This is a genomic window from Cellulomonas sp. NTE-D12 (assembly GCF_027923705.1).
Classification (GTDB): domain Bacteria; phylum Actinomycetota; class Actinomycetes; order Actinomycetales; family Cellulomonadaceae; genus Cellulomonas.
Genome location: NZ_AP026442.1, coordinates 2,870,839 through 2,883,447, shown reverse-complemented (window position 1 = coordinate 2,883,447; position 12,609 = coordinate 2,870,839). Strand labels below are relative to the sequence as shown.

The 12,609-nt window shown below is 71.3% G+C and carries 7 protein-coding genes; 2 read left to right on the top strand and 5 right to left on the bottom strand.

Translation table 11 applies throughout. From position 1 onward, the window contains the following. Window positions 1-23: 23 nt before the first annotated feature. Window positions 24-2,504: a phosphoketolase family protein gene (locus QMF98_RS13250; RefSeq protein WP_337973470.1), complete on the bottom strand. Its 2,481-nt coding sequence runs from the start codon at window positions 2,502-2,504 to the stop codon at window positions 24-26. Window positions 2,505-2,877: 373 nt separating this feature from the next. Here QMF98_RS13250 and QMF98_RS13245 point away from each other — a divergent pair, with 373 nt between their 5' ends. Next, window positions 2,878-3,654: an SURF1 family protein gene (locus QMF98_RS13245; protein ID WP_337973469.1), complete on the top strand. Its 777-nt coding sequence runs from the start codon at window positions 2,878-2,880 to the stop codon at window positions 3,652-3,654. Window positions 3,655-3,664: 10 nt separating this feature from the next. Here the strand turns inward: QMF98_RS13245 and QMF98_RS13240 are convergent, their stop codons facing one another. Continuing rightward, window positions 3,665-5,401, bottom strand: a complete 1,737-nt coding sequence (locus QMF98_RS13240) for an ABC transporter ATP-binding protein (RefSeq protein ID WP_337973468.1) — start codon at window positions 5,399-5,401, stop codon at window positions 3,665-3,667. Then, the gene (locus QMF98_RS13235) at window positions 5,398-7,185 is read right to left on the bottom strand and encodes an ABC transporter ATP-binding protein (protein WP_337973467.1); all 1,788 of its coding nucleotides are present in this window, start codon (window positions 7,183-7,185) and stop codon (window positions 5,398-5,400) included. Before QMF98_RS13235 ends, QMF98_RS13240 begins: the two co-directional genes overlap by 4 nt. Before the next feature lie 148 nt (window positions 7,186-7,333). Here QMF98_RS13235 and guaA point away from each other — a divergent pair, with 148 nt between their 5' ends. Continuing rightward, window positions 7,334-8,914 carry a glutamine-hydrolyzing GMP synthase gene (guaA, locus tag QMF98_RS13230; RefSeq protein WP_337973466.1) on the top strand — a complete coding sequence of 527 codons (1,581 nt, stop codon included), beginning with the start codon at window positions 7,334-7,336 and terminating at the stop codon, window positions 8,912-8,914. An 808-nt stretch (window positions 8,915-9,722) separates the two neighbouring features. Here guaA and QMF98_RS13225 read toward each other — a convergent pair. Next, a complete protein-coding gene (locus QMF98_RS13225; protein WP_337973465.1) occupies window positions 9,723-10,688 on the bottom strand; it encodes a hypothetical protein in 966 nt (321 codons plus the stop codon). An 830-nt stretch (window positions 10,689-11,518) separates the two neighbouring features. After that, window positions 11,519-12,403, bottom strand: coding sequence for a hypothetical protein (locus tag QMF98_RS13220; protein WP_337973464.1), 885 nt, complete (start codon window positions 12,401-12,403; stop codon window positions 11,519-11,521). Window positions 12,404-12,609: the final 206 nt, after the last annotated feature.

The following is a 12,609-nucleotide window of genomic DNA, read 5'->3' as shown; positions in this document are numbered from 1 at the left end:
ACCCGCTCCGGCCCCCTCACCGACTACTCGTTGTCGCCACCCGTGGACAAGGTCGCGGCGACCTCGCCCTCGGCGGCGGCGTCGCCGGCATCCGGCCACACCCAGTCGCGCACCTCCGGGATGTCCTCGCCGTGCTCCCGGGTGTACTGACGGGCGCGCAGGCGGGCGTCGACCATGCGCTGGCGCAGGCCGGCCTGCGACGCGCGCAGCCAGTGCACCTGGTCGATCACGTCGATCACCAGGTGGTAACGGTCCAGGTCGTTCAGCATCACCATGTCGAAGGGCGTGGTGGTGGTGCCCTCCTCCTTGTACCCGCGCACGTGGATGTTGGCGTGCCCGTTGCGGCGGTACGTGAGGCGGTGGATCAGCCACGGGTAGCCGTGGTAGGCGAAGACGACCGGCCGGTCCGCCGTGAACAGCGTGTCGAAGTCCCGGTCGGACATGCCGTGCGGGTGCTCCCGCTCGTCCTGCAGCCGCATCAGGTCGACGACGTTGACCACGCGCACCTTCAGCACCGGCAGCTCGCGGCGCAGGATGTCCGCCGCGGCCAGCACCTCGAGCGTCGGCACGTCACCGGCGCACGCCAGCACCACGTCCGGCTCCTCGCCGGCGACCTCGGTACCGGCCCACTCCCAGATGCCGAGGCCCCGGGTGGTGTGCTCGATCGCCTCCTGCATGGTGAGGAAGTTGGGCGCGGGCTGCTTGCCGGACACCACCACGTTGACGTACTGCCGGCTCTTGAGGCAGTGGTCGTAGGTGGACAGCAGGGTGTTCGCGTCCGGCGGCAGGTAGACGCGGACGACCTCGGCCTTCTTGTTGACCACGTGGTCGATGAACCCCGGGTCCTGGTGCGAGAAGCCGTTGTGGTCCTGCCTCCAGACGTGGCTGGACAGCAGGTAGTTCAGGCTGGCGATCGGCCGGCGCCACGGGATGTCGTTGGTGACCTTCAGCCACTTCGCGTGCTGGTTGAACATCGAGTCGACGATGTGGATGAACGCCTCGTAGGAGGTGAACAGGCCGTGCCGCCCGGTCAGGAGGTAGCCCTCGAGCCAGCCCTGGCACTGGTGCTCGCTGAGCATCTCCATCACGCGGCCCGCGCGGGCCATGTGCTCGTCCACGTCGGGGGAGATGTACTCGGCGTTCCACTGCTTGTCCGTCACGCCGAACACCGACTGCAGGCGGTTGGACGCCGTCTCGTCCGGGCCGAAGATCCGGAAGTTGTCCGGGTTCCGGCGGATCACCTCGGTGAGGTAGTCGCCGAGCACCCGGGGCGCCTCGGAGAACGAGCCGGCGGGGTGCGGCACGTCGACCGCGAAGTCACGGAAGTCGGGCAGCCGCAGGTCCTTGAGCAGCACGCCGCCGTTCGCGTTCGGGTTCGCGCTCATCCGCAGGTCGCCCTTCGGGGCGAGCGCACGGATGTTCGCCTCGAGGCGGCCGGTGGCGTCGAACAGCTCCTCGGCGCGGTACGACTTCAGCCACTCCTCGAGCACCTGCAGGTGCTCCGGGGTGTCCCGGGCGCTGGCGAGCGGCACCTGGTGGGCCCGCCACGAACCGGTCGTCTTCTTGCCGTCGATCTCGGCCGGGCCGGTCCAGCCCTTGGGGGTGCGGAAGACGATCATCGGCCACATCGGGCGGCTGGTGTCGCCGGCGGCGGCACGTGCCTTGATGTCCGCGATCTCGTCGAGCACCTCGTCGAGCAGCACCGCGAAGCGTCGGTGCACGTCGACCATCGACTCGTCCGCGTCGTAGCCGCCGGTGAACACGTACGGGTGGTGGCCGTAGCCGACCATCAGGTCGTGCAGCTCGTCGTCGCTGATGCGGGCGAGCACCGTGGGGTTGGCGATCTTGTACCCGTTGAGGTGCAGGATCGGCAGCACGACGCCGTCCTGCGCCGGGTTGACGAACTTGTTCGAGTGCCAGCTGGTGGCCAGCGGGCCGGTCTCCGCCTCGCCGTCGCCGACGACCGCGGCGACCAGCAGGTCCGGGTTGTCGAACGCCGCGCCGTACGCGTGGGACAGCGCGTAGCCGAGCTCGCCGCCCTCGTGGATCGAGCCCGGCGTCTCCGGGGCGACGTGCGACGGGATGCCGCCCGGGAAGGAGAACTGGCGGAACAGCTTGCGCAGCCCGTCCTCGTCCTCGGTGATGTTCGTGTAGATCTCCGAGTACGTGCCGTCCAGGTACGCGCTCGCGACGAGGCCGGGGCCCCCGTGGCCCGGGCCGGTGACGTAGATCGTCGACTGCGAGCGCTCCGCGATGGCGCGGTTCAGGTGCGCGTACAGGAAGTTCAGGCCCGGCGTGGTGCCCCAGTGGCCCAGCAGGCGCGGCTTGACGTCGTCCCGGCTGAGCGGCTCGCGCAGCAGCGGGTTGTTCAGCAGGTAGATCTGGCCGACCGACAGGTAGTTGGCCGCACGCCACCACTGGTCGATGCGCTCGAGGGTCGATGCCTCGATCTGGGCGCCCGCCCCGCGGCGCCAGGCCGCAGGCTTCTCCGTCGTCGTGCTCATCGGTGTCTTCCCCTCGTCGACGGCCGGTCTAGGCCGGTCCCGGACCCTAGCCTTGCGTGAGCCGCGGCTCCGAATCCGGGACATCAGGCCCAGGGAGCGCTGTGACAAGGCTCATAGCGCCATACAACCCCATGGCGACGGGCAGCGCACCGGTGCGAGCCGCATCGGTTCCGCAGGTACCGCCGAGCGCACGTCTGCCCTGGTCACGGTGCTGCTCCCGAGTGCCGAGGTACCGTGGCACGTGCCCATGAGCCCCCTGCCGAGCGCACCGCCCGGCCCGTCGTCGGACCGCGGTCCGGGACGTGCCGAGCACGCTTCCGGGGACGCGTCTGCACCGGTCACAGAGCCGACTGGGACGCACGTCCCAGACTCGGTGGGGACCGACGTCCCGGCACCGTCCGGCGGGGCGGCGCGCTGGTTCCGGGCTGCGGTGACGCCGCGGATGCTCGGGATGCTCGCTCTGCTGCTCCTGGCGGCGGCGGTGTGCGCCCGGCTCGGGGTCTGGCAGCTGGACCGGGCACAGGTCCGCGGGGCCGCAGCCGAGCAGCGGCACCAGGCGGAGCTGACCACGGCGGCACCCGTCCCGCTCGACCAGGTGATCGCACCGCAGCAGCCGTTCACGGGCGGCATGGTCGGGCGGAAGGTGCAGGTCTCGGGCACCTACGACCCGGCGGGGCAGCTGCAGGTGACGGGACGCGTGGTCGGTGGCCGGCACGGGTCGCTGGTGCTCACACCGCTGCACGTCAGCACCCCGCAGGGCGCCGCCGTGCTCGCCGTCGTCCGGGGGTTCGTGCCCGACGGTGCGCCCCTGCCCGCGGCACCCGGCGGCGCCGTCTCCGTGGTCGGGTACCTGCAGGCGGGCGAGGCTCCCGGGGCGGGGGTGTCCGACGGGCGCACCGAGGCGATCAGCCCGGCCGAGCTCGTCGGGGTGTGGGGCGGACCCACGTGGACCGGGTACGTGGTGCTCGCCTCGTCCGACCCGGCGCAGGGCGACCCGCCGACGGTGCTGCCGCCGCCGACCAGGCGCGGCACCGGGCTGAACCTGCAGAACCTGTCCTACGCCGCGCAGTGGTGGATCTTCGCCGGGTTCGCGCTGCTGCTGTGGTGGCGCATGGTGCGGGACGAGGCGCGCGGCAACCCGTTCGACTAGGGCGCGCCGCTCAGGCCTCGTGCTGCCAGGAGCGCCAGAGGGCGGCGTAGTCGCCGCCGGCTGCGACCAGGTCGTCGTGGGCACCGATCTCGCTGACCATCCCGTCCTGCACCACGGCGACCCGGTCGGCGTCGTGCGCGGTGTGCAGGCGGTGCGCGATCGCCACGACCGTCCGCCCGGCGAGGACCGCCGACAGCGACCGCTCCAGGTGCCGTGCGGCCCTCGGGTCCAGCAGCGACGTGGCCTCGTCGAGCACCAGGGTGTGCGGGTCGAGCAGCACGAGCCGCGCCAGGGCGAGCTGCTGCGCCTGGGCCGGGGTCAGCGCCGCCCCGCCCGAGCCGACAGCGGTGCCGAGACCCTCGGGGAGGGCCTGGACCCAGTCCCACGCGTCGACCGCCCGCAGCGCGTGCTCCAGCGCGTCGTCGTCGGCGTGCTCGGCGGCCAGCCTGAGGTTGTCGGCGACCGAGCCGACGAAGACGTGGTGCTCCTGGGTGACCAGGGCGACGTGCCCGCGCAGCTCGTCGAGCGGGAGGTCGACCAGCGGGACACCGCCCACGGTCACCCGTCCGCCTGTCGGTGGGTGGATGCCGGCGAGCAGGCGTCCCAGCGTGGACTTGCCGGCGCCGGAGGGTCCGACGACGGCGAGCCGCTCGCCCGGCACCAGGTCGAGGTCGATCCCGTGCAGCACGTCGTGCCCCTCGCGGTACGCGTACCGCAGCCCCTCGGCGGCGATCCGCTCGTCCGCAGGCTGCTCGCTGCCGGCGGTCCGGTCAGGCGCCACCAGCTGCACGCCGACGATGCGGGCCAGCGCCGTCATCGCGACCTGGATCTCGTCCACCCAGAAGATCAGCTCCCACACGGGTCCGGCCATCTGGTACCCGTACAGGACGATGGACGTGACGGCGCCGAGGCTGACCCGGCCGTCCGCGGCGAGCCAACCGCCCCACAGGAGCACGGCGGCGGGCGCGAGCACGAACGCGAGGTCCACGCCGGGGAACAGCACCGTGCGCAGGTTCAGCGTCGCGCGCTCCGCACGGAACGCCTCGTGCAGGTCGGAGCGGACCCGACGGTGCCGACGGGGCCCCAGGCTCAGGGCGTCGACCGTCCGGGCACCCTCGACGGACTCGGTGATGGTTCCGTTGAGCGCGGCGTAGGCCGCGGCCTCCCGGACGTAGGCCGGGGTCGCGCGGCGCAGGTACCAGCGCACCACGGTGACCATCCCGGGCACGCCGACGAAGAGCGCGAGCGCCACCAGGGGCGACACCAGCACGCAGGCGACCACGGTCAGGGCGATCGAGACCACCGCGACGATCACGCGCGGCACCCCGAACCGGACGGCGTGCTGCAGCCGGTTGACGTCGTTGGTGGTGCGGGCGACCAGGTCGCCGGTGCCCGCGCGTTCCACCGTGGACAGCGGCAACGTGGTGACCGTCTCGACGAACTCCTCGCGGAGCTGGGCGAACACCTGCTCGCCGAACACGATCGAGGCGCGGGTGGCGTACCGGGTCAGGCCCGCCTGGGTCAGCACGGCGACCAGACCGATGGCGACCATCCGGTCGATGAACCGCCCCGTGGTGCCGTGCGTGATGCCGTCGACCACCCGGCCGAGCAACCAGGGCCCGGCCAGCCCGGCCGTGGCGGCCAGGCCGTGCAGCACCGCGATCCGCGTCAGCGCGGAGCGGTGCGCGCGCAGCAGCCCGAGGGCGTACGCCCGCACCGTCGGCCCGTCGGCGATGGGCAGCCTCACGACGCACCCCCCGTCCGCTCCGCACCGCCGGCGGCGGCGGTGCGTTCCTCGTCCAGCTGGCGGCCGACGATCCGTCCGTACCGGTCCGCGACGTCGGCACCGGCCGCACCCGCGAGCAGGTCGTCGTGCCGTCCGCGGGCGACCAGGCGGCCGTCCTCGACCAGCTGGACCTCGTCCACGTGCTCGAGCACCACGGGGCTGGCGCTGACCACGAGGGTGGACCGGCCCCGCCGGGCGTCCGCCAGCCGTGCTGCGATCCGTGCCTCCGTGTGGGCGTCGACCGCCGAGGTCGGCTCGACCAGCACCAGGAACTCGGGGTCGGTGAGCAGCGCGCGCGCCAGGGCGACCCGCTGCCGCTGCCCGCCGGACAGCGACCGGCCGCGCTCGGTCAGCTCGCCGTCCAGCCCGCCGGGCAGCGACTCCAGCACGTCGTGGGCGTCGGCGAGCGTCAGGGCGTGGCTGACGTGCGTCCGGTCGGCGACCCCCCGCACGTCCAGCTCGTCGACCAGCGGTCCGGAGAACAGGTGGGGCGTCGCCTCGGCGACGACGATCCGACGGCGCACCTCCTCCTTGGGCAGGTCGGCCAGTGCGACACCGCCGAGCAGCACCGGTGTCGTGGCCTCCGCCTCGTCGTCGAACCGGCCCATCCGCGTCGCGATCGCCGCGGACTCGTCCGGGTCCGCGCTGACCAGGCCGACCACCCGGCCGGCGTCCACCCGTACGCCGCTCGTCTCGTCCACCAGCGCCACGCCCGGCGCCGGGGCGGCCGCGCTCGCAGGCCGGGCGCCGGAGGCGGGCACCACCCGGAGCACCGCGACCACCTTGGCGGCACCGACGTGCGCCCGGGTCGCGGCCTGCAGCATCATCGTGGCGTTCTGCACCGGCCAGGCGAGGAAGGCCGCGAACCCGTAGGTCGACACCAGCTGGCCGGGCGTGACCGTGCCCGTCAGCGCCAGGTGGGCGCCGAGCCAGACCAGCGCCACCACGAACGCTCCCGGGAGCAGCACCTGCAGCCCGTCGAGCCAGGACTGCGTCCCGGCGACCTCCACACCGGCGGCGCGGACCTTCTGGGACTGCTCGCGGTACCGCGCGGTGAAGACGTGCTCGCCGCCGATGCCCCGCAGGATGCGCAGACCGGACACCGTGTCGGCACCCAGCGTGGTCAGCCGGCCGGACGCCTCGCGCTGCGCGGCCTGCTTGCGCTGCAGGGGCTTGACGAGCAGCCCGAGCACCGCGGCGACGGTCGGCAGCCCGAGGACCACCACCAGGCCGAGCGGGACGGACACCCGCAGCATCAGCACCGCCACGACCGCGTACGCCACCAGGCTCCCGACGAACCGCCCGGCGTTCGCGTACATCTCGCCGATCCGCAGCGAGTCGTTCGCCACCGCGGAGACCACCTCGCCGGTGGGCAGCTCGGCCGTGATCGCGTGGCCCGAGCGCGCCGCGGTGCGTCCGACGAGCTCGGAGGAGGTGAACGCCGCACGCATCCAGCACGTCACGTCGAACCGGTGGCCGATCGCGCTGGCCGCCGCGCTGACCAGGCCGAGCGCCACCAGGCCCGTCACCGCGTGGAACAGGTCCGGCCCGAACCCGTGCGTCAGCCCGCCGTCCACCGCTCGCCCGGTCAGCCAGGGCAGCACCGCCTGGCACGCGAACGTCACGATGCCGAGCAGCACGGCGGCGGTCAGGGGACCCGCCTGCTTGCGCGCCAGCCAGCCCAGCAGCGGCCAGGGGCCGCTGGTGGGCGGGGTGCCGGGATCGGCGAGGGGCAGCGAGCGCACGGGCGTCCACGTTACGGACAGGTGCCGACACGGCTCACGGTGTTTTCGCTCGTCCGGACGGTGGCCGCGGGGCCGCGCGGACCGGGCTGGCCGACCTGGCAGCGCTCGCTGGGCCGGGACGCCCGCGACGCGCACCTATCCTGGTCGCGTGACGCAGCCCCCGGCCTCCGCGCAGCGCCCGGTCCTCGTCGTCGACTTCGGTGCCCAGTACGCCCAGCTCATCGCGCGTCGCGTCCGTGAGGCGCACGTGTACTCCGAGATCGTGCCGCACACGGCGTCGGTCGAGGCGATGCTGGCCAAGCACCCTGCGGCGATCATCCTGTCCGGCGGTCCCGCCTCGGTGTACGAGCCGGGCGCGCCGTCCGTCGACCCCGCGCTGTTCGAGGCCGGTGTGCCCGTGCTGGGCATCTGCTACGGCTTCCAGGCGATGGCCCACGCCCTCGGCGGGACGGTCGACGCGGGCGCGACGGGGGAGTACGGCCAGACGCGGGCCGACGTGTCCGACGACGGCGTGCTGCTGGACGGCTCGCCCGACGAGCAGCGGGTGTGGATGAGCCACGGCGTCGCGGTGAAGTCCCCGCCGGCCGGGTTCCGCGTGCTGGCCAGCACCGCCGCCGCACCCGTCGCGGCGTTCGAGGACACCGACCGCCGCCTGTTCGGCGTGCAGTGGCACCCCGAGGTGCACCACACGCCGCTCGGCCAGTCGACGCTGGAGAACTTCCTGTACCGCGGTGCCGGCCTCGCCGCCGACTGGAACCCCGAGAACGTGGTCACCGAGCAGGTGGCCGCGATCCGCGCCCAGGTGGGCGACGCCCGCGTGATCTGCGGTCTGTCCGGCGGCGTGGACTCCTCGGTGGCCGCGGCGCTGGTGCAGAAGGCCGTCGGTGACCAGCTGACCTGCGTGTTCGTCGACCACGGGCTGCTGCGCTCCGGCGAGGCCGAGCAGGTCGAGAAGGACTTCGTCGCCGCCACGGGCGTGCGGCTCAAGGTCGTCGACGCGCGCGAGCGGTTCCTGACGGCGCTCGCGGGGGTGTCCGACCCGGAGACCAAGCGCAAGATCATCGGCCGCGAGTTCATCCGCGTGTTCGAGGATGCCGCCCGCGAGGTGGTCGAGGAGGCCGGCGAGTCCGGCGAGCAGGTCCGGTTCCTGGTGCAGGGCACCCTGTACCCCGACGTCGTCGAGTCCGGCGGCGGCGAGGGTGCCGCGAACATCAAGAGCCACCACAACGTCGGCGGCCTGCCGGACGACCTGCAGTTCGAGCTGGTCGAGCCGTTGCGCACGCTGTTCAAGGACGAGGTGCGGGCCGTCGGCCTGGAGCTGGGCGTGCCGGAGGCGATCGTCTGGCGCCAGCCCTTCCCGGGCCCGGGCCTGGGCATCCGCATCGTCGGCGAGGTCACGGCCGAGCGCCTCGACGTGCTGCGCGCCGCCGACGCGATAGCCCGTGAGGAGCTCACGCGCGCGGGCCTCGACCGGGACATCTGGCAGTGCCCCGTGGTGCTGCTGGCCGACGTCCGCTCGGTCGGCGTGCAGGGCGACGGCCGCACGTACGGTCACCCGATCGTGCTGCGACCGGTGTCCAGCGAGGACGCGATGACGGCCGACTGGACGCGGCTGCCCTACGAGGTGCTCGCGACGATCTCCACCCGGATCACCAACGAGGTCCCGGAGGTCAACCGCGTGGTGCTGGACGTGACGAGCAAGCCGCCGGGCACGATCGAGTGGGAGTGATCCACCAACGTTGACCTGCGGGAACGCTGCCCCGAATCAACGGCTTCGGTTGACGTGCAGCACGCTACTCCGCCGTGTAGGGACCTGAGTGCGTCTTCGAGCTCAGGGCTGCTCGGACTCGCCGGTGGAGCGCCGTGGACCCTCCTGGGCCTCGGGCGAGTGCCCCGGTGAGGGCTCGGCTAGCCGGCTGGCTGGCCCCCTGAGCGCTTTAAGGGCCTCCTCCGGATCCTTGGGCAAGAAGTGGTACTCCGGCCCGCCAGAGGCGATCGGGGTCTGTCCGCGGCCGACTCCGGTCTTGGCTCGCGCTGACGCACCCAGTGCGAGCGCCGGGTCGGGTCCGCCGTCCCGATTCGGTGCCTGGTCCACGGGTCCGAGCGTAGAGCCACGTCCGGCCCCGCTCGGTGGGCGATCGAGCGGGGCCGGACGTTGTTCACCTCGCCTTGCGGATCCTTCGAGCGGACTGGGCGTAGGTGCTGCCCCTCGCATGTCGAGGGCGACGCACAAGTAGCCGGGCATGATGTCGGTGCAGGACCACAGGCGGCCGGCCAGGGCACGGATCGCCTCGCGGTTGTCAGTCTCGACGGCCTCGACGAAGGCGTCTCGCGTGGCCGTCAGCGTTGTCCGGGACGGGGCAGGTTCGACGTCTTGGGGTTCATGGGTGACTCCCATCGGCTGGATGGGCTTGCAGGGTCCAGTCGGACTGACGCGGTCCGATCACCCACACCACACCCAGCCGGGGCGAGCCCCGTGTGTTGCGTCGCAGCGAACGTTAGTCCACAGCCCAGCGGTGGCTGTGAGCTCTGGATCTTCATCCTTCGGAGAGGTTGGCGATTGCGCACATCGTGGCCTCGACCGCGGCGCTGCCACTCGGGGCTAGGACCGCCTGAGCCAACTCGATCGGGGAGTGCGGTCGGACTTTCTCGATCTGCCTCACGAACCGGGTGTCGGACGTGATGAACGCGTCACAGTGGGGTAAGTAGTTGGCAATCTGGTTGTCGAACACCGTGCCGTCGTTGATCCGCTGCGTCGACTGGACCAGATCGAAGGCCCAGCGCAGCCACTGATGAGGCACGTGCGATGCGTCGGTCTCGTACAGCCACATGGCGACCCACGATGCCTGGTCGGCGAGGACCAGCGGTACGGCGAGCCACGGCGAGAGCCAATCCCAATCGGCCCCTTTGCCTGCCAGAAGGCTGACCCAGTACCGGTTGAGCCCGACGGATCGCCAGGCCTGGAATGGCTCTCCGTCCCACCCTGGAACGGGGATAGTGAAGGAGTCGGTGAGGTCGAGCGGGACGTTCGCGATGTCCCATCCGCGCTCTCTGGCTTGTTGACGCTCGCGTCGCCGCTCCTCGCGCGCGGTGTCGTTTCTCCGAGCCTCCAGCAAGGTGACACGTGCAGCCTCGGCACGAGTGTCGTGCCGGCCCCGCCGCCAGAAGCCGCCCTTCCAGTCCGCCTGCAACCTGTACCAGTCTTGAAGGTCGGGCTGCGGCTCTAGCCATGCCGGGCGAAGTCGCACAATCTCGGCGCGGAGTTCGTTGGCCTCCGTGTAGGACTCGGACATCAGACGCGTCCACGATCCGAGCGTCATCGCTCTCAGCAACCGGTGACGTCGGTTCGCGTCGGGGTCACGGAGGGCCTCGTAGACCACCGCTGGGCATGCGACGATCGCGACCCTGCGGCGCTTTGCTTCCATCCTTACAGCCTCGATCGCGTCCTCATCGACGAGGTAGCGCCAGATGTTCGAGTCCGGCATCAACGTCGGTTGCGGCACGCCATGGATTCTGACAGCGACGCCTGATGATCGGGGCCGCTACGTAGGGTCTCCAAACGGCACGGGATGCATCGGGATCACCGCGGCTGCGACGTGACGTGCCAGTGCCCGCGGCAGCGGTAGGCGCGGCGGTCTATGCTGCGGGCAGGCATGCGAAGGGGGACCCGGAGCGTCTCGGCTTTCGTGGCGTAGGGCTTCTTCTCCGGGGTGCGGCACTTGCGTCGCGCGCGGCCATGCCCCGACGGTAGGACCGGGGCCTGACATACCTCAGGGCCGCGCTTTGGGCTGGGTGCTCGTGATCTCGTCGTTCCGGACCCGGCCCCGTCTCTAGGTCGCTTACCACGAGCCGTCGCGACCGGTGAGCTTGGTAGGCCAGCTCAGCCGGACCCCGAGACTCGCGCAGAGTGCCTCCAAGTCGCCGGAACTCGGCTCGCGTTCCGGCATGAGGACGGCGACGACTGGCCGGTCTTCCACCTAGAGCGCGTGCCGGTACTAGAGCACCTGGTCGAGCCCTAGCCGAAGTTGATGCGGCTCGTTCGCGGCCGTGATGCTCTTGACCTCGGCCACCGAGAGCGTGTCGCCCTCCTCCCAGGCCACATCGAAGAAGGGGACGGTCGGACCCTCTGCAGGGCAGGTCGCGCCCCTCGGCTTTTCAGTCGGTGGCGTCGCGACACATCGGGCAGACCGTCGACTCGCGGGAGTCGCGTCGCCGCCTCACGGTGTCGGCGGACCACCGAAGCGTTCCCCTTCGCGGTCGGAGTACTCGGGGATCACCAACCTGTCCGATGCGTCGTCTGGACGGCTGCCAGCCCCCGACGCACGCGACGGGCTCACTCCCAGACTGCCTCCACGTCGGAGCAGCGCGCCCACCCGGAGCCTTCCCCGTCCAGCACACGGGTCAGCCTCTCCCGCACGTGCCACGGATACTCCCCGAACAGGTCGTCGACCGCGTCAGCGGTGCCGTACTCCGGCGTTAACCACTGATAGCCGCCTTCCGCCGTGACGTAGGGGAATCCAGCGTCATCCGGCGACAGATACTCCGCGTGAAACTGATCAAGAAGCAAGTCCATCCTGTCGCCGAATGCTGGAAGCGATCCACCCCACCAGCGCCCTTGGCCGCCGTCAGGGTCGAATACCTGCATGCCGAGCGTGGGTTCTTCGTCGATCTCCAGGGCTGTGCCGTCGGGCGCGATGAGAAAAGCGATGTCCTCCCACTCAAAGTGAAGGCCTCCAGGGAGGCGCCACTCCCTCTCCCAGTCCCAGACGTAGGTTCCGGGAATCACCCGGTCGATGAACGGTGTAAGCAACCAGAAGGGGTCATCCCAGTCCTTAGCGGCGACCAGACGACTCTGGATCTGCTGGGTCGCGAGGTGCTGCGGGCTGTTCTCGTTCACGTACCAGACAGGCTGACCGCCGTTCTTGACAAGAAACTCCCGAGTGAACCCGATGCCGTACTCCCTTCCGCGCGCCGCCAACCGACCAAGTTCGGCCAAGGGCATCGCGGTGAAGCATGCGCTTTGGTGCTTGTCGGCCACCATGAAGAGTGTTCGACCTAGACCGAAAGGCGTTCGCGCCTCCAGGTGTCCCGACATGACGATGCTCGCCAGGTCCTTTTCGTCGCGTGTCATGTGCACCAGGAAGCGGCTGAGGTCACTGGCATCAGGGTGGCTCTCGGTACCAATCAGATGAGGCGGAACGCGGTGCACGTTTGGCATGGCGAAGTCTCCTTCGGGGCAGCAAGACGCAAATCGGGGCGGCCGCCGACGCCTCTCGCAGAAGGGCGGCGGACCTGGGTTCCCGGGTCAAATGCGCGCCACGCCCCGGAGCCGTGATCGGAGGCTAGCGCCCGTGCCGCCTGCTGTGAGGGTGTTCTGCGGCCGCGCAGGCGCGGAGCTGGACAGGGCTTGGGCCGTCCAGCGCG

Coding starts and splice junctions, on each gene's coding strand:
- QMF98_RS13250 (WP_337973470.1), bottom strand. CDS start 2,504: ATGAGCACGACGACGGAGAAGCCTGCGGCCTGGCGCCGCGGGGCGGGC.
- QMF98_RS13220 (WP_337973464.1), bottom strand. CDS start 12,403: ATGCCAAACGTGCACCGCGTTCCGCCTCATCTGATTGGTACCGAGAGC.